Here is an 18017-nt window from a genome sequence, read left to right as displayed (position 1 = left end):
TATGTTAAAGAAAGTATTGATTGCCAATCGTGGGGAGATCGCCTGCCGGATCCTCAAGTCTTGCCAGAAGCTGAACATTCCGACGGTGGCCGTTTTTTCGGAAGCAGATCGTCACACTCCACATGTCCTTGAGGCCGACGAAGCGTATTGCTTAGGGCCGGCTCCTGTCTCGGAAAGCTATCTCAAAGCCGATAAGATTATTGAGATTTGTAAAGAGACCGGCGCGGATGGGGTGCATCCCGGATACGGGTTGTTGAGTGAGAACCTCGAGTTCGCCCAGGCTTGTGAAGACGCTGGGATTGCTTTCATCGGGCCGACACCGGAACAGATTGAAAAGTTTGGACTAAAGCACACGGCCCGTGAGTTGGCCGAGAAGAGCGATGTTCCCATGTTGCCGGGAACGGGGCTGCTGGCTTCCGCGGATGAAGCACTGGAGCTTGGAGAATCGATAGGGTATCCGGTGATTCTTAAAAGTGTGGCTGGCGGTGGGGGCATCGGAATGCGCGTCTGCGAGGAGCCCGGCGCTTTGGCCAAGGCCTTCGATGAGGTCGAGCACTTGAGTCAGGCCAATTTTGGCCAAGCCGGAATCTATTTGGAGAAATTTGTCAGTCGGGCCCGTCACGTGGAGGTGCAGATCTTCGGCAACGGCGACGGCAAGATCGTCACTTTGGGCGAACGGGATTGCTCGAGTCAGCGCCGGAACCAGAAGGTGATTGAAGAAACCCCGGCTCCGGGGATTTCGGACGATTTGCGGGGGGGCCTGGCGGCCTCCGCACGTCGACTCGCCAGCTCAGTCGGCTACCGGTCTGCTGGAACGGTGGAGTTCTTGGTTAATGCCGATACCGAGGATTTCTATTTCCTCGAAGTGAATACCCGCCTCCAGGTGGAGCACGGGGTGAGTGAAGAGGTCACCGGAGTCGACTTGGTGGAGTGGATGTTGAAACTCGGGGGAGGGGAGGACCCTACCGGCGATTACGAAGCCGTGCCAGTTTGCGGGCATTCGATCCAGGTCCGGGTCTATGCCGAAGATCCTCGCAAGGACTACCAACCTTCGTCGGGGACATTGACCGAAGTATCTTTTCCCGAGGGCGTTCGCTGCGATACCTGGGTCTCTCGGGGCACGGAGGTGACTCCCCATTACGATCCACTCCTGGCCAAAATCATTGTCCACGGGAAGGATCGGACCGAAGCAATCGAGAAGATGAGGGAGGCAATTGATCAATCCCAGATCTACGGGATCGAGCTGAATCTCGAATACCTGCGGCGGATCATTGACGATCCCACTTTTGTCGGTGGGAAAATTACGACGGCCTTCCTCAAAACTTTCGAATACGAGACCACTGCGGTCGATGTTCTCGTTCCCGGGACCCAGACCAGCATTCAGGACTATCCGGGGCGCTTGGGCTATTGGGATATCGGAGTCCCTCCTTCCGGACCGATGGATGGGCTCGCGTTCCGCGTGGCCAACCGCCTGGTCGGAAACGAGTCGGGGGCGGCCGCCTTGGAGATTACGCTGAGCGGCCCAACGCTGAAGTTTAACCAAAAGGCGGTGCTCGCTCTCACGGGTGCGGAGATGCCAGCCGAGTTGGACGGGATGCCCGTGCCTTTCTGGAAGGCCTTTTCGGTGGATTCCGGTTCGGTACTCAAGCTTGGCAGCGTCGGAGACGTCGGCTGCCGGACCTATCTTGCGGTCGCCGGAGGGTTTGACGTGCCGGATTATCTCGGCAGCAAGTCCACCTTTGCTATGGGGCAATTCGGTGGTCACGCCGGTCGGACTCTCGTGGCCGGGGATGTCCTCCATCTTTTTGCGGAAACGAAAACCGATGCTTCTGAATGCCCGGATATTGAGAAGTCTTCGATCCCCGAGTATTCGAATGAATGGGAGATCCGGGTGACCTACGGTCCACACGGCGCGCCTGACTTCTTCCTCGAAGAAGACATTGATGCCTTCCTCGAATCGAAATTTGAAGTTCACTACAATTCGGCCCGCACCGGGATTCGCCTGATCGCACCAACGAAGCCCAAATGGGCCCGCACGGACGGAGGGGAGGCTGGGCTGCACCCGTCGAATGTTCACGACAATCCCTACGCTATCGGCGCCATCAACTTTACCGGGGACATGCCGATCATCCTCGGGCCGGACGGTCCGAGTCTTGGCGGTTTTGTCTGTGCCGTAACCATCGTTCAAGCCGATTTGTGGATGACCGGACAGATCCGTCCAGGCGACACCGTTCGGTTCTCGACCATTTCCCAGGAGGAGGCGAACTCGCTCGAGCAGGATCAGGACTCCGCCATTGCGAGGCTCGACCGGGCAGTGCACACGCCTTTTGTGACCACGAATTCCGACCGCGGTTCCTGTATCAAAGCGCTGCTGACCGAGGATGAGAATCCGGTCCGGGTGACCTATCGGCCCTGCGGCGATAAGTATCTTCTCATTGAATACGGTCCGATCGTTCTCGATATCAGCCTGCGTTTCCGAGTTTACTCTTTGATGCAGTGGATCGAGAAAAACGATCTGCCGGGAATCATCGACGTTACGCCCGGAGTGCGCACGTTGCAGATTCACTACGATTCACGGATGTTGACCTTGGACCAACTCATGGAGGCATTGCTCCAAGCCGAGAAGGAACTCCCCGGCGTCGACGAGTTGGAGATCCCAACCCGGGTGTTGCACCTGCCGATGAGCTGGAACAACGAGATGACGCAGATGGCGGTGCGCAAATACGAAAAATCCGTTCGCAAAGACGCTCCTTGGTGCCCGAGCAATATCGAATTTATTCGGCGGATCAACGGGCTCGAATCTGTCGAGGAGGTGGAAAAGATTGTCTTCAGTGCCAGCTACTTGGTGATGGGGCTGGGCGATGTCTATCTCGGTGCTCCAGCGGCGGTTCCCGTAGATCCCCGGCACCGCCTCTTGACCACCAAATACAATCCGGCCCGGACGTGGACTGCGGAAGGAACGGTTGGAATCGGAGGAGTCTATATGTGTATCTATGGGATGGATAGCCCGGGCGGGTATCAGCTCGTCGGGCAATCGCTTCCGATCTGGAATCGCTACTTGTCGACGGGACCTTTTGAGCCGGAGAAACCTTGGCTACTCCGGTTCTTTGACCAAGTTCGCTTCTTTCCGGTTTCGGAGGAAGAGTTGGTTCGGATGCGTCGCGATTTCCATTCCGGGGAATACGAGATCAAGATCGAGACGGAAACCTTCAGCCTGAAGAAGTATAACGAGTTTGTGGCTGAAAATCAGGAGTCGATCGGGACCTTCCAAGCGACTCAGCAAAAGGCTTTCGAGGAAGAACGCCAACGTTGGGAGGAGGCCGGGCAAGCCGCTGCCAATGAAACCTGGGAAGAGGCTCCACCGCCTGAGGAGATGGAGCTGCCCGAAGGGCACGAGGCGGTCACCAGTCATATTAACGGAAATGTTTGGAAGATCCTCGTCCAAGAGGGGGAAACGGTGGAGGCCGGCCAAACCCTGATCATACTCGAAGCGATGAAAATGGAGATCAATGTGGTCGCGATTTCCGGTGGGGAAGTCACGAAAATTATCGCGGAGGAAGGCTCCTCGGTGAAAACTGGTCAGCAATTGCTTCTCGTGAAAACCCACTAGAATTTGAAGAACATGCAAGATCCTACGATCAATTTAACCATAGAAGAACTGCGGCGCCTTTACCGTAGCGGGGAGACCTCTCCGGAAGCAGTCATCCACCAGATTTTCGACCGGATCGACGCGGGTGATCCCAAAATCTGGATCTCACGGTCCTCGCGGGAATCTTGTCTGGAGCTCGCGGGAAAGCTGGCCGAGCAGAACATTGAAGATCTCCCGCTCTACGGTATTCCGTTTGCGATCAAGGACAACATTGATCTGGAGGGTTTGCGGACCACTGCCGCTTGCGAAGAGTATGGTTACTTCCCTTCCGAGTCGGCGCACGTGGTGAAGCTTCTGATGGCTGCCGGAGCGATTCCAGTCGGCAAGACGAATCTGGACCAGTTTGCAACCGGGCTAGTCGGGGTGCGCTCGCCGTATGGCTTTCCGGGCAATTCTTTTAATTCGGACTACATTCCCGGCGGTTCGAGTTCGGGATCGGCCGTCGCGGTAGCGTCCGGCATGGTCTCGTTTTCGCTCGGAACTGATACGGCGGGCTCGGGTCGGGTTCCTGCCTCGCTGAACAATTTGGTCGGGTTGAAGCCGAGTCGCGGGGCCTTTAGCAACAGCGGGCTGATTCCCGCCTGCAAGAGCCTTGATTGTATTTCCGTGTTTGCCCTCAACTGTGGGGATGCCCAGACGGTATTCGAGGTTGCGGCCCAGTTTGATGCGAACGATCCCTATTCACGGAAAATGGATCCGCCGGAGTTGGCCGAGCCGAAGAAGAAGGTCGGTGTTCCTCGTCCGTCGCAGCTCGAATTCTTTGGCGACAAAGCCACGGCAAAAATTTTCGACGATGCGGTCAACCATCTCATCGCTTTCGGCTACGAGGTGGTTCCGATTGATTTCGAGCCGTTTCTCGAAACGGCCCGATTGCTCTACGAGGGTCCGTGGCTTGCGGAGCGGTTCATCGCCCTTGAGGAGGTCCTCGCGGAGTGTCCCGAAATCCTTCATCCGGTGACCCGGTCCATTATCGAGAAAGGCGATCAGTATACCGCTCTGGATTTCTTCAAGACCCATTACCGTATTCAAGAACTGCGGCAAAAGGCAGGGTTGATCATGGACGAGATGGACGCCCTCATGTCTCCCACTTGCCCCACGGTCTACACCATCGCCGAAGTCGAAGCCGACCCGGTGACCCTCAACAGTCGCCTCGGGTACTATACCAATTTCATGAACCTCATGGACCTCTCCGGTCTCGCGGTTCCTTGCGGAATGCGTCCAGACGGCTTGCCTCATGGGGTCACCTTTTTCGCCGCCGCTTTTCACGATTACGAGCTGCTGAAGTTGGGTGAACAGTTCCATGCCCATACCGGTCTTTCGGCCGGGGCCATTGCCACGCCGGTGCCTCCGGCGACAGTCGGGGAATCCCTTCCCGTCGAGGAAACCGTGCCGGTTGTGGTCTGCGGAGCTCATATGAAAGGGTTGCCGTTGAATCATCAGCTCACGGATTTGGGCGCGACATTCCTCGAGGAGACCGCGACCGATTCGGTTTATCGTTTCTACGCTCTCGAAGGTGAACCGGCTCGACCAGCCTTAGTCCGCCAGGCTGAAGGAGGATCAACCATTCTCGTCGAAGTCTGGTCACTGCCCCTGAAGAATCTTGGCAAATTCCTCAAAGGCATCGGTCAACCCTTGGGATTGGGGAAGGTGACGCTGGTTGGGGGACGCGAGGAAGTCGGTTTCATCGGCGAAGCCTGCGCCGTAGAAGGCGCGCAAGAGATCACCGACCTCGGTTCCTGGAGAGTCTTTCTGGAGAAGAAATAGAGTAGGGGTAGCTTCGAGAATTCGGTGAAAGATAAAACGCGAGGCGGTGGGTGCTAAAGCATCCCACCCACAGGCTGGATCGTCTCTCACTGAGCACCCGAAGCCTCCCTCAAAGTAGCGAGAGCTTCCAGCTCTCGTGCGTCGGAGCGGACCCCGTCCGTGAGACCGAGTGAATGGATTGAGCTCATGTCGGCAAAGTCGATCGGTGACAGAGTCGAATCAAACCAAAGTAGCGAGAGCTTCCAGCTCTTGTGCGTCGGAGCGGACCCCGTCCGTGAGACCGAGTGAATGGATTGAGCTCATGTCGGCAAAGTCGATCGGTGACAGAGTCGAATCAAACCAAAGTAGCGAGAGCTTCCAGCTCTTGTGCGTCGGATCGGTCCCCGGCCGTAAGGCCAATCGAATGGATTGAGCTCATGTCGGCAAAGTCGATCGCTGACAGAGTTGAATCAAACCAAAGTAGCGAGAGCTTCCAGCTCTCGTGCGCCGGAGCGGACCCCGTCCGTGAGACCGAGTGAATGGATTGAGCTCATGTCGGCAAAGTCGATCGCTGACAGAGTTGAACTAAACCAAAGTAGCGAGAGCTTCCAGCTCTCGTGCGCCGGAGCGGACCCGGGCCGTTCACCCTCAAAGACGCATTTTCTCCATAACTCGCTATCGACCCATCCCTACATCGAATACGCTTCGATGAGAATATCCCGCAGGGACGACTCTACGTTCGATTTTCCGGTATAGATATTTTTTCGCAGGGTGCGCTTGGCGGTCTCGGCGTCCCCGGAAAGAATGGCTTTGAGAATGGCGAGATGCTGGTTGCTGCTGATTCGGATGCGTTCAGGAGAGTTGATGTCTTTGACCCGCAGAAAACGGAGTCGGGCATTGATATCCTGAAGGGTAGAGAGAATTTGCTGATTACCGAGCACCTCGCAGATCCCGATGTGAAACTTTTCGTCGCGGCGGCTCCAATCCAGACCGGATACCACGCATTCCTCGGGGAAGTCTCGGTGTTTTCTCCACGCTTCCTGGAGGGAATCAAAGGCGCCTTCCGGAGGACCCTCGCGGGCCAAGGTCTCGACCACGTAGCTTTCCAGGGCGAGCCGGAGTTCATAGAATTCGGTCAGCTCGTCGACGGTCCAGCGTTTGACGGTGCAGCCCATGTTGGGCTTGCGTTCGACCAAGTGGATCTGACTGAGACGACCCAATGCTTCCCGTACGGGGATGCGACTCACATTGAACTCCGTGCAAATCTCATCCTCTTTCAAGTGGTGGCCGGGCAGATATTTCCAAGATAAAATTCGCTGCTCCAAGCGTTTAAACACGAATTCACTGCGGCTTTGGCGTACTTTCGAACCAGTGGTCATTTCATCAATCACTCGTGGGGTCGTTCCATTCGTTATATCTTGGGATACCGCGAAGATGCGAATGAAATTCTCAAAAAAAATTCAACACAGCAGTCCATTTCATTCCGCAATGGCGACCGGGGTGAGGGGGATGAGGTGAGAAGATCGATCTTTTTTCTAAAGGGAGAGGGGCGATTGGTCCTTAAGGGCTCAGGGGAGCCGATGTCCGATTGACAGAAATTTCGACTCGGGCTAGTCTGAGGGAGTCGAATTTCAACGCGTCGTGTCACGCGCGGCGCAATCACCCCAAAACTTGTATCGCCATGAATTCCCACATTGAGTCCTTTCTCGAAAACGATCCCGAAGAGCTGCTCGCTTTCGATTCTCCGAAGATTCCGAAAGAGCGATTGGCTCTTCCTGAACCGAATTTCGTCGATCGCTATTTTAAGGAGTCGGATCGTTCGAATGAGGTCCTCGTCAACTTACAGCGAATGTACAACACCGGGTATTTGGCTGGGACCGGTTATTTTTCGATTTTCCCGGTCGATCAGGGGGTCGAGCATTCCGGGGGCGCGAGCTTTGCCAAGAATCCGGATTATTTTGATCCACGGAATATCGTCCGCTTGGCAGTGGAGGGCGGCTGTAACGCGGTGGCGTCGACGGCAGGCGTTCTGGGAAATGTGGCCCGCGAATTTGCGCATCACATTCCGTTCATCCTCAAGTTGAACCACAACGAGCTGCTTTCCTATCCGAATCAGTACGATCAAATCTTCTTCTCCGATGTGGATCGGGCGGCTGATATGGGGGCTGCAGCGGTCGGGGCAACCATCTATTTCGGCTCGGAGGAATCGAATCGGCAGATTGAACAGGTGGCCGAAGCTTTCTCGCACGCGCACGATCTCGGTCTATTTACCGTCCTCTGGTGCTACGTTCGCAACGAAGCCTTTCATCACAAGGAAGGCAATGATGAGTCTTCGGCCGACCTGACCGGTCAGGCCAATCATCTGGGCGTAAGCATGCAGGCCGATTTGATCAAACAGAAGCTCGCCACCCACAATGGTGGATACGGGCGCCTCGAAGGCTTTGGGAAATCCGACCCGCGGATGTATTCCGAGCTCTCCTCCGATCATCCGATCGACCTTTGCCGCTATCAATTGGCCAATTGTTATATGGGCCGGATTGGGATGATCAACTCCGGGGGAGCCTCGGCGGATGATGATTTCCAACAAGCCGTCCGCACCGCCATCATCAACAAGCGTGCCGGAGGCAGCGGCTTGATCTCAGGCCGCAAGGTTTTCCAACGCCCCCGGGAAGAGGGGATGGAACTCCTCCGGGCGATCCAAGACGTCTATCGCGAAGACGCGATCACCGTCGCCTGATTGCATTGAGGAGAGGGTGCCTTTCGGTCCCTCCAAAGTAGGGCCGCAGCTTCAGCTGCGCCCATCGCATTGCCTCTCGGGCCAGCGTCCATTCCCGAGATGCGTTTTTCAGCGCGCCTTGCACCTCCCCCGAAATCCGGGAAGTGATTCCGTGGTTCGCGTGCATTTTCGCCGGCCGATGCCGCGCAGCTAAAGCTGAGCGGCTACGAAAGACAGCATTCCAAAGTAGGGCCGTAGCTTCAGCTGCGCCCATCGCATTGCCTCTCGGCCCAGCGTCTAGTCTCGGCCCAGCGTCTAGTCTCGGCCCAGCGTTTTTCAGCGGGCAGTGTACCTCCCCGAAATCCGGGAAGTGATTCCGTGGTTCGCGTGCATTTTCGCCGGCCGATGCCGGGCAGCTAAAGCTGAGCGGCTACGAAAGACAGCATTCCAAAGTAGGGCAGTAGCTTCAACTGCGCCCATCGCATTGCCTCTCCGTCGCCAGTTTCCTCCTTGCTTTTAGGTATCTATATAAGTATTAAGGTATGAAAATGGAAACTACGCAAACCTCCGATTCCCTTCTTGATCGCGCTTTGCGCGTCCTGGACTTAGTGGCTCTTCGGGCCCGTCCCGTGGGTTTCAATGAGCTGCTCGAAACTTCCGAAATCAACCGTTCGACCTTGGCCAAGATCCTTCGGATCCTTTGCGCTCACGGGATGCTGCAAAAAACCGAAGCGGGCTACCGGATTGGCAATAAACCTTCGGAATACGCACAGGCGGGGAGGGCTGGAATGGATTTTCTCGGGAGATATCGTCCGCATCTGCGCACTCTGGCGGATCAGTTTGGGGTGACCGCGTTGTTGTTGCGGGGAAATGAAGAGGACTCCGTCTGCTTGGAAAAGGTGGTCTCGGAATACGCTCCCGCCATGCGGCCTTTGGGCTCGGTGGTGGCGGAGTCTCCGATCCATCCTTGGACGGTCGTTCGATTGCAGAAATCGGCCGACCTTGCAGAAGAAAAAGGCCTTGTGAGCAGCCTTCTCCGCGCGGCGAAAAAATGGCCAGACACCGCGGAATCGTTCTCAGAGGAAGTGGCCAGCGACATGGTTTGTCTTCATGGCGTCGGGATCTCGGATGATTTTGGCAGCTTTTTTCCACACGTCCGCCGGATCGCGGTGCGGACTACCGTGAGCCCACCGGAGGGAGGAATTGGAGTCCTCGTCACTGGATTTTTTCCCAAGGCGCCGATGGATGTCCGGTCGCTGATGGATGCGATGCGTCGTGCAGCTGAATAATCTTTTCCAACTTTTCTTATGAGCAAATCCCCAAACATTCTCTACATCCTCATTGATGACCTCGGCTGGAAGGATCTCTCCTGCTATGGAAGCGAGTTTTACGAAACTCCTAACCTTGACCGCCTGGCTGGAAAAGGAATGCGGTTCACCGATGCCTATGCGGCTTGTCCGGTTTGTTCGCCGACTCGGGCGAGCATCATGAGCGGGAAATATCCGGCCCGTCTTGGACTGACCAATTACATCCACGTAGGAAATCCGGGACAGCGGGATCGCGCCCGATTGATCGACGCTCCCTACATTCCCTATCTGGATACGAAGGAAACAAGCTTGGCGTCGGCCTTACAGGAAAACGGTTATTCCACCTGGCACGTTGGAAAATGGCACATGGGGGAAAAGGAATTCTGGCCGGATCGCCATGGGTTCGAAGTCAATATTGGTGGGTGTGATCACGGGCATCCGAAAAACGGCTATTTCAGCCCCTGGAAAATTCCCAATTTGGAGGAAGGCCCAGAGGGGGAATATCTAACGGATCGGCTCACCGATGAGGCCATCCGCCTCGTTGAAGGCAAGGACGACCGGCCCTTCTTCCTCAACCTCTGGTACTACACCGTTCACACTCCGATTCAGGGGAAGCCGGAATTGGTCGCTAAATACGAACGGAAGGCCCGAGCTCTGGGGCTCCACAAGAAAAAGACTTTCGAAGAAGGGGAAATCCACCCGAAGAGCGAATCCGTGAACAATCGAATTCGGCGCCGTCTGATCCAGTCCGATCCCGAGTACGCGGCCATGGTTGAATGCATGGACACGAATATTGGACGACTCCTTCAGGCAATTGAGGCCAAAGGGGAGGCGGACAATACCATCGTCGTTTTCACCTCCGACAACGGAGGACTGGCGACGGCAGAAGGCTCGCCGACCAGTAACGCTCCTCTCAACGAAGGAAAGGGGTGGATGTATGAAGGTGGCACCCGTGAGCCGCTCATCATTCATTGGCCGGGCGTGACCGAGAACAATTCCTTTTGCCGGGAGCCCGTGACCAGTCCGGATTTCTATCCCACGGTTCTCGAAATGGCCGGAATCGAGGCCATGCCAGATCAGCACTGCGATGGCGAAAGTCTCGTTCCGTTGTTGAAAGGAGGAAACTCCCTCGATCGGGAAGCGATCTACTGGCACTACCCCCATTATGGCAACCAAGGCGGCACCCCAGGCAGTTCCGTTCGCGCCGGAGACTGGAAACTCATCGAGTTTTATGAAGATGGTCGCCGCGAGCTCTACAATCTTCGCGAAGATATTGGGGAGACGAAGGATCTCTCCGGGAGCCGACCTGAAGTCACCGAGCGCCTGCACGGGTTATTGAAAAACTGGCGGGCCGAAATGGAAGCCCTGGAGCCAGAGGTGAATCCGGATTGGAAGTGGTAGGAAAGATTGTTAGCGGATTGTTCTGATAGCCTCTCCCAAAGTAGGACCGCAGCTTCAGCTGCGCCCATCGCGCAGCCTCTCGGCCCTGCGTATATCTCGGAATTGCGTATTTTTAGCTCGCCGTGGATTTCCCCGAAATCCGGAAAAAGTGAGCCCGCTGTTCGCGTGCAATTCCGCCGGCCGATGCCGCGCAGCTAAAGCTGAGCGGCTACGAAAGACAGGTTCCCAAAGTAGGGCCGCAGCTTCAGCTGCGCCCATCGCGTAGCCTCTCGGCCCAGCGCATATCTCGGAAATGCATTTTTTCAGCTCGCCGTGGATTTCCCCGAAATCGGGAAAAAGTGAGCCTGTGGTTCGTGTGCAGTTCCGCCAGCGTGATGCCACGCAGCTAAAGCTGATCGGCTACGGAAGACGGGTTCCCAAAGTAGGGCCGCAGCTTCAGCTGCGCCCATCACGCTGCCTCTCCGTTATACGTCCAATTTCGGGAACGATTTTCCCGAACTTTGGGTTTTTGGCCATTCTCGGCAAATTAGGGTTTGAAATGCGGGAGAAGGCTCCACATTCTCCGGTTCAATGATACTCAACTTAGTGTCTCGCATTCTCTCGACAGCCGATTTTACCCCGGCTGCTCGTCTTTCTATGGGGTCCCTCGCTTCCTGAATGGGTAGGGTTCCATCTTCCAGTCGGCATCGGCGCTCTTATCAGAGTGGGCCGAGGCGTAACGAAAGAATCCGCGTTCCCGAGATCCGGGTAGTTGGTCCGGAGGGCACCATGATTGGTGTCATGCAGACCAAGAAGGCTCTCGACCTCGCGAAAAGCGTGGGTCTCGATTTAGTCGAGGTCGCTCCCAACTCCAGGCCTCCGGTCTGCCGTATTCTCGATTTCGGGAAATACATGTACGAGCAGAGTAAGAAGCAGAAGGAGTCGAAGAGCACTTCGCAGAAGCTCAAGGAAGTGAAGTTCCGGGTGAAAATCGATACCCATGACTACATCACGAAGATTCGCCGAGCAGAGGACTTCCTCGACAAGGGCAATAAGCTGAAGCTTACGCTCATGTTCCGCGGTCGTGAAATGGAACACACGGATCTTGGATTCGAAACCATCAAGCGAGCGATCAAGGATCTGGAATCCATGGCTACGGCTGACAACGATCCACGTCTCGCAGGTCGGAACATTTCCGTGACTCTGTCTCCGTTGCCTTCGAGTCGACGGAAGAAGAAGTTCGACGACGAACAAGCTCCCGAGGAATGAAACCCGGCCCGGGAAAGTTCCCCGGGGTAACTGCGCTGTTCCTCCTGATTCTTTTCTGGGTTCCGGTCGCAGAAGCCGCTAACTCCGAGTACATCGGTCTTGACGATATCGCCGATGACCTTGGTCTCAGAGTCGAATGGACCGAGAGGGATCGAGCGGTTCAGTTAAAAGGGGAATGGGTCACCTTGGATTTCAAGGCGGCTTCCCGGATTGTATCCCTGAACGGGATCAAAGTCTTTCTCGGAGATCCAGCCTTGCTCAATCGAGGCAAGATTTACATCTCCCGCGAGGATTGGCGGTATTCGCTCCAGCCCATCCTCATGCCGCGGATCTTTCCGAATCCACCGGGTTATCGCCGGGTCGTGATCGATGCGGGGCACGGGGACCATGATCCGGGTGGGCAGAACCGTTCGCTAGGATTGGATGAAAAAGATATGGCTCTCGCCGTCGGACGCTTGATCGGCGAGCGATTGAAGGAAGAGGGCTTTGAGGTGTTTTACACCCGGACCGACGATACCTTTATTCCGTTGCCGAACCGTCCTGCGATTGCGAATGGAGCGAAGGCAGATATTTTTCTAAGCATTCATTTTAATGCCGCGGGTTCGAGTGTGAGGGGAGTCGAAACGTACGCATACACGCTTCAAGGAGATCCGTCCTCTTCGCGTTCGAATGTCGAATCAGCCGATAGGGCGCGTTACCCCGGAAATGCGAATGATCCTTGGAACGCATTGCTCGGATACTATTTGCAAAGTGAAGTGGCCTCGGCGACCGGAGTTCCGGATCGGGGTTTGAAGCGGGCTCGTTTTGCGGTTCTAGAAGATTTGAAATCGCCGGGAGTCCTCCTGGAGCTGGGCTTCATCACGAATCAACGCACCGGACGCCTTCTGCAGACCCAAGGTTATCGAGAGCGTTTAGCGGACGCCGTCGTTCGCGGAGTAAGACGCTACCGGCAGACGTTGGTTCGTTTGCACCAAGCGGAGCGCTGAAACGCCTATTCGGTGAGGCCTTCGATAAGAATGACGAGAGCCATTTCTTCAAGTGCTCCTGAGCGGAAAGTAGCGAGAGCTTCCAGCTCTCGATCGTCGTTCGAGTCTCCAGTGAGGCGCAGTCATCGAAATCGCTATCGCGCTTCCGCTACGATTTCTGGAGATTCGGAGAGGAACGGCGAAAGCCGTTTCTTCAAGCACGCTCGTAACGAGAGTAGCGAGAGCTTCCAGCTCTCGACCGTTGTTCGAGTCTCCAGTGAGTCGCAGTCATCGAAATCGCTATCGCGCTTCCGCTACGATTTCTGGAGATTTGGAGAGGAACGGCGAAAGCCGTTTCTTCAAGCACGCTCGCACCGAAAGTAGCGAGAGCTTCCAGCTCTCGATCGATGTTCGAGTCTCCAGTGAGGCGCAGTCATCGAAATCGCTCTCGCGCTTCCGCTACGATTTCTGGAGATTTGGAGAGGAACGGCGAAAGCCGTTTCTTCAAGCACGCTCGTAACGAGAGTAGCGAGAGCTTCCAGCTCTCGACCGATATTCGAGTCTCCAGTGAGGCACAGTCATCGAAATCGCTCTCGCGCTTCCGCTACGATTTCTGGAGATTTGGAGAGGAACGGCGAAAGCCGTTTCTTCAAGCACGCTCGCACCGAAAGTAGCGAGAGCTTCCAGCTCTCGATCGCTGGATCGGGCATCCCCCCAATGTGTGTTGCAGGATTGACCCGAAGGTTCTTTCTGATTGGGGTAGAGGCATGTCCGACTCCTCTTTCGATCTCATTGTTTTGGGTGCTGGTCCTGGTGGGTATGTCTGCGCGTTGCGGGCGGCTCAGCTAGGATTCAAAGTGGCCTTGGTAGATAAGCGCGCCACTCTTGGAGGCACCTGCCTCAATGTCGGGTGTATCCCGAGTAAGGCTTTGCTGCACTCGACGGAGATCCTCTCCGCTGCGCGTGACCACGGGAAAAAACACGGGATTACCGGAAACATCGAAGTCGATCTTGAGGCTTTGATGAAGAACAAGGATTCAGTGGTGAAAAAGCTGGTCGGCGGCGTAGGGCAGCTGGTCAAAGCCCGGAAGATTCAGTTTTTCCAAGGACTGGGTTCATTTGTCTCGTCGGACACTGTTGCGATCGAGGGTGAAGAGAAAACGGAGATCAAGGGGAAGAACATCGTCATTGCCACTGGCTCGAAGACCGTGGAGTTGCCTTTCCTGCCGTTTGACGGAGAGAAGATTATCAGCAGCGACGAGGGAATCGCGCTGAAGGAGATTCCTGAAAACCTCGTTGTCGTCGGAGGCGGAGCCATCGGGTTGGAGCTCGGGACCGTCTGGCAACGGCTTGGGTCGAAAGTCGATGTGGTCGAGTTTCTGCCGAAAATTGCTCCGAACTATGACGAGGAAGTCAGTAAGCTCGCGGAGCGAATTTTGAAAAAGCAGGGCCTGACCTTCCATAAATCCACGAAGGTGACCGGTTCCCACGAAGGGAAGAAAGGGAAGATCGTTCTCGAAGCCGAAGGGTCGAAAGGGAAGGTCGAGTTTGAAGCGGACAAGGTTCTGGTCTCGGTGGGACGGGCGCCGGTGACCGAGGGGCTAAAGCTCGAAGCTGCCGGGGTGAAGACCGACGATCGGGGACGCATCGAAGTCGACGATCATTTCTCCACCGGAGTGGATGGAGTCTACGCCATCGGGGATGTCATCAAAGGGCCGATGCTCGCCCACAAGGCCGAAGAAGAGGGAGTCGCACTTGCCGAGAATTTAGCGGGAAAGGCCGGACATGTGAATTACGGGGTGATTCCTGCCGTGATCTATACGGATCCAGAAATTGCCTCCGCCGGGATCACGGCGGAACAGGCGAAAGAGCAGGGCCTTTCGATCAAGACTGGCAAATTCCCGCTGACCGCGAATGGTCGGGCGATGGCTACGGATGCAACCGATGGTGTCGTCATCGTCCATGCGGACGCGAAGACTGATAAGGTTTTGGGAATTCAGATCGTCGCCCGTAATGCTTCGGAACTGATCGCGGCCGCCGTGACCCATATGGAATACGGCGGGAGCGCAGAAGACATCGCCCGCACGGTTCACGCTCACCCCACATTGTCCGAAGCCCTCAAAGAGGCGGCGATGGCTGTCGACGGGCGGGCCATTCACTCCATGTGATTTCACTCAAAAACAGCCCCATGGGCCGGTTTTCCGGTCGTCGCCCGCTAGCGATGGTGGTGGGTCTGTTTTTTGTTTTTGGAGTTGTCGCGGCCGTTGAAGAGGCCGAGCCCGTGGTCACCGCTTACGTTCCCTCGTGGGGAATGAAGTCGGAGGCGGAACGCGGGGTGGTGGAGGAAAACCTTACCCACGTCATCTACGCCTTTGTCTACCCGGAGTTCGATCGCGAATCGGGATCGGTGCGGCTGGTAACAGATTTTCCCGGCAACGGGCTGAATGCTGGAGAGTCTTCGGCGGTTTTTGAAGAGTTCTTGGGACTCGGCGGGGACGACTCTCGTTTGCTCCAAATGATTTCCATCGGCGGATGGGGATTGTCGGAAAACTTTTCGGATATTGCCTCTTCGCGCAAGAGCCGCCGCGCTTTTGCGCGGGCGGTGGTCGAGTTCGTTCGAGATCATGAGTTGGATGGAGTCGACTTGGATTGGGAGTTTCCCGTTTTCGGGGGAGCGGAGAATCAGGTTCATCGTCCCGAAGACCGGGCCAATTTCGTGAAGCTCTGCGAGGAGATTCGGCGAACCTGGAAAGCTCAGAGCGGTGCGTCGCGGCCCTTGATCTTAACCGTCGCGGTGCCTGGGTACTACCGGGCTCTCTCGACGCGGTACGAGATCAAGTCATTGGCGCAGGTCGTGGATTGGTTTCATGTCATGGCCTATGACTACGCGGGATCCTGGTCGCAATCGACGGCTCATTTTTCCCCGCTCTACGGGGACGATTCTCCGGTTCATCAACAGCTAAGCGTTGCAGGGGGTGTGGCCGCACTGGAGAGGCTCGGCGCCCCTCGAGATCAGATTGTCCTGGGATTGGGATTGGCGGGGATCCGATTCGAAGAAGTCTTTCCGCGGAAGGGGGAGTGGATCGGTGTCGCCTTTGTCTCCATGAACGAAAAGGTTCGGGAAGAGGGCTGGAATGATTCCCGAAGTCTTAACCCTACGGTGGCTTTTCCGACCAGCAGTGAAGGGAACTGGGTCGAGAGGTGGGATGAGGAATCCAAGGCGACTTTTTGGATTTTGCCCGAAACGAAAAGTTTGGTCAGCGGGGAGTCTGTCCGCTCGGCTGAGGAAAAGGCGAAATTCGTTCAGGCCAATCAATTGCGGGGGATGATGTTTTGGTCACTGGATAAGGATAGTGCGGATTTGAGTCTGATCGGTACCGCGAGCCGAATCCTTGGTGTGGCTCAGAGCGAGGAATCTGCGAAAACCAGCCCGCCTGAATCGGTCACGAACGCTTCGCCGAAACCCAAGCCCGTCTCCGAAGGTTCAGAAACGGAGAAGGTCTCTTTCGACCAGCTTCTACGAGAAGTGGGGAGCTTCGGTAAACCTAGAACCTCGGAGAATGTGGAGGCGAAAAAGACCGATGAAGCTGCCCCCGTTGAACCGGAAGTCTCGGAGTCCGAGGAGCCGCCATTGCTGGAACCAGTGGATTTGGAGAAAGCCGAGTCCGAAACGTCTGTCCCGTCTTCGGCTCAACGAACGAACTGGCGCACGCGATAATTTCGAGACCGTCGTTTTGCGATTTGAAACGAGAGAGGAATGGCGAGACCGATTCCTCCCAATTCGTCTCTCTTGTTTATTGCTGCATCAGCAGGGGCATCAGCTTCATTCCGTAATGGGTGTTGGGGTCCGTTTGGGATCCTAAGGTTACGAAAGCAACGACGGTGACATCGGTCTTCATATTGTAGAGTATGATGCCTCGGTATCCGCCGAAATTAGGGTTCTGCATGATCCAGTCTCCCATGACTCCCAATCCCATGCCGTAGTAGCGCTCCTTGGTGTTTCTGCCTAGGCCGACTGTCGTCGGGGCAATCATTTCCGCGAGGGATTCTGGGGAGATGAGTTCGGCAGCTCCGATGGATCGAAAAATTCCAGCAACGTCGTCGACAGTCGATGCGATCGATCCAGAGTATGAGGTCCAGGAGGGGTTCCAGAAGGTGGAATCTTCAAATGGACCGCGTTCGGTAGTGTAGGCATGAAGGATCGGGGCTTCGAGTGCCGGTCCGGGAGTGTAGACGGTGTCGCTGAGTTCCAGAGGGGTAAAGACCATCTCCTCCAACAATTGGGGCACGGGTTTGCCGTGAATCTTTTCCAGAATCATGCCCAGGATTACAAACGTAGTGTGGGAGTAGGCCCAGTCGGTCCCGGGTTCGTAGCTCATGCCTCCGTCGAGACCGTAGTCGATCAACTCTTCCGGTGTGAAAAATCGAAACGGATTTTCCTCAAAAACGGAGATAAACTCCTCGTTGGGCACGTAATCTCCGTAGCCAGCCGTGCAGTTGGCTAGCATCCGTAGAGTGACTTCATCAGACTTCGGGAGATCGGGCATCCATTTCTCGATGGTGTCGTCGAGAGAAACTTTGCCGGACTCGACGGTCTTGAGAAGGACTGCGGTGACCGACGTCAGGCACGTGCCCCCAGCGCGGAATTTCATCGATAGGTCTGCGGGGGTTCCCGGCATTGAGGTGCCGAAGGCTTCCCGAAAGGCGGGTTCCCCTTGGCGCCAGACGCCGACGACCATGGAGGTTAGGCCATTCTCTTCGCGGAAGGATTCCAGGTCTTCCTGAAAATGGCTGAAATCCCGCTCGGATGCTTTTGTGGGATGGGTGAATGGGGCGAGGATCGAGATAAGGAAGAGGGAAAATCTCATGGCATTAAAATTAAGAATTGTCATCAACTTGGCAAGTTTTGCATAAGTTCTGCTTACTGATTCTGGGACACATTCTTATCCCTGCCGAGACTATTCGCGGGGAATCCTTTCAGGTCCAGA

General features: G+C 55.8%; 11 protein-coding genes. 9 read left to right on the top strand and 2 right to left on the bottom strand.

What is annotated here, in order from left to right:
- The first annotated feature begins 1 nt into the window (after position 1).
- Positions 2 to 3610, top strand: a complete 3609-nt coding sequence (gene uca / locus H5P30_RS20000) for an urea carboxylase (protein WP_185694691.1) — start codon at positions 2 to 4, stop codon at positions 3608 to 3610.
- A gap of 12 nt (positions 3611 to 3622) precedes the next feature.
- Positions 3623 to 5413 carry an allophanate hydrolase gene (gene atzF / locus H5P30_RS19995; RefSeq protein ID WP_185694690.1) on the top strand — a complete coding sequence of 597 codons (1791 nt, stop codon included), beginning with the start codon at positions 3623 to 3625 and terminating at the stop codon, positions 5411 to 5413.
- Between the two features lie 668 nt (positions 5414 to 6081).
- On the opposite strand, the gene H5P30_RS19990 is transcribed toward atzF, so the two are convergent.
- Complete coding sequence (locus H5P30_RS19990; RefSeq protein ID WP_185694689.1) at positions 6082 to 6729, bottom strand: FCD domain-containing protein; 648 nt, start codon at positions 6727 to 6729, stop codon at positions 6082 to 6084.
- A gap of 344 nt (positions 6730 to 7073) precedes the next feature.
- Between H5P30_RS19990 and H5P30_RS19985 the strand changes: the two genes are divergently transcribed.
- The 7 genes from H5P30_RS19985 (at position 7074) to H5P30_RS19955 (ending at position 16747) form a co-directional block, all read left to right on the top strand.
- Positions 7074 to 8129, top strand: a complete 1056-nt coding sequence (locus H5P30_RS19985; RefSeq protein ID WP_185694688.1) for a class I fructose-bisphosphate aldolase — start codon at positions 7074 to 7076, stop codon at positions 8127 to 8129.
- A gap of 521 nt (positions 8130 to 8650) precedes the next feature.
- Positions 8651 to 9397: a helix-turn-helix domain-containing protein gene (locus H5P30_RS19980; RefSeq protein ID WP_185694687.1), complete on the top strand. Its 747-nt coding sequence runs from the start codon at positions 8651 to 8653 to the stop codon at positions 9395 to 9397.
- Positions 9398 to 9415: 18 nt separating this feature from the next.
- The gene (locus H5P30_RS19975; protein ID WP_185694686.1) at positions 9416 to 10816 is read left to right on the top strand and encodes a sulfatase; all 1401 of its coding nucleotides are present in this window, start codon (positions 9416 to 9418) and stop codon (positions 10814 to 10816) included.
- Positions 10817 to 11473: 657 nt separating this feature from the next.
- Positions 11474 to 12064, top strand: coding sequence for a translation initiation factor IF-3 (gene infC / locus H5P30_RS19970; protein WP_185694685.1), 591 nt, complete (start codon positions 11474 to 11476; stop codon positions 12062 to 12064).
- A complete protein-coding gene (locus H5P30_RS19965) occupies positions 12061 to 13050 on the top strand; it encodes an N-acetylmuramoyl-L-alanine amidase (protein ID WP_185694684.1) in 990 nt (329 codons plus the stop codon). Before infC ends, H5P30_RS19965 begins: the two co-directional genes overlap by 4 nt.
- 746 nt (positions 13051 to 13796) lie before the next feature.
- A complete protein-coding gene (lpdA, locus tag H5P30_RS19960) occupies positions 13797 to 15197 on the top strand; it encodes a dihydrolipoyl dehydrogenase (RefSeq protein WP_185694683.1) in 1401 nt (466 codons plus the stop codon).
- A gap of 20 nt (positions 15198 to 15217) precedes the next feature.
- Positions 15218 to 16747: a glycoside hydrolase family 18 protein gene (locus H5P30_RS19955; protein ID WP_185694682.1), complete on the top strand. Its 1530-nt coding sequence runs from the start codon at positions 15218 to 15220 to the stop codon at positions 16745 to 16747.
- A gap of 76 nt (positions 16748 to 16823) precedes the next feature.
- Here the strand turns inward: H5P30_RS19955 and H5P30_RS19950 are convergent, their stop codons facing one another.
- Entirely contained in the window at positions 16824 to 17897 is a 1074-nt protein-coding gene (locus H5P30_RS19950; RefSeq protein ID WP_185694681.1) for a serine hydrolase domain-containing protein, read from the bottom strand.
- Positions 17898 to 18017: the final 120 nt, after the last annotated feature.

It is taken from the genome of Puniceicoccus vermicola (genome assembly GCF_014230055.1).
GTDB classification, from domain to species: Bacteria; Verrucomicrobiota; Verrucomicrobiia; order Opitutales; family Puniceicoccaceae; genus Puniceicoccus; species Puniceicoccus vermicola.
This window is presented reverse-complemented; position numbering and strand designations above follow the sequence as displayed.

What these genes read in the sequence shown, in the direction of transcription:
- uca (WP_185694691.1), top strand. Translation starts at nt 2, where the DNA reads ATGTTAAAGAAAGTATTGATTGCCAATCGTGGGGAGATCGCCTGCCGG.
- atzF (WP_185694690.1), top strand. Translation starts at nt 3,623, where the DNA reads ATGCAAGATCCTACGATCAATTTAACCATAGAAGAACTGCGGCGCCTT.
- H5P30_RS19985 (WP_185694688.1), top strand. Translation starts at nt 7,074, where the DNA reads ATGAATTCCCACATTGAGTCCTTTCTCGAAAACGATCCCGAAGAGCTG.
- H5P30_RS19980 (WP_185694687.1), top strand. Translation starts at nt 8,651, where the DNA reads ATGAAAATGGAAACTACGCAAACCTCCGATTCCCTTCTTGATCGCGCT.
- H5P30_RS19975 (WP_185694686.1), top strand. Translation starts at nt 9,416, where the DNA reads ATGAGCAAATCCCCAAACATTCTCTACATCCTCATTGATGACCTCGGC.
- infC (WP_185694685.1), top strand. Translation starts at nt 11,474, where the DNA reads ATGGGTAGGGTTCCATCTTCCAGTCGGCATCGGCGCTCTTATCAGAGT.
- H5P30_RS19965 (WP_185694684.1), top strand. Translation starts at nt 12,061, where the DNA reads ATGAAACCCGGCCCGGGAAAGTTCCCCGGGGTAACTGCGCTGTTCCTC.
- lpdA (WP_185694683.1), top strand. Translation starts at nt 13,797, where the DNA reads ATGTCCGACTCCTCTTTCGATCTCATTGTTTTGGGTGCTGGTCCTGGT.
- H5P30_RS19955 (WP_185694682.1), top strand. Translation starts at nt 15,218, where the DNA reads ATGGGCCGGTTTTCCGGTCGTCGCCCGCTAGCGATGGTGGTGGGTCTG.
- H5P30_RS19950 (WP_185694681.1), bottom strand. Translation starts at nt 17,897, where the DNA reads ATGAGATTTTCCCTCTTCCTTATCTCGATCCTCGCCCCATTCACCCAT.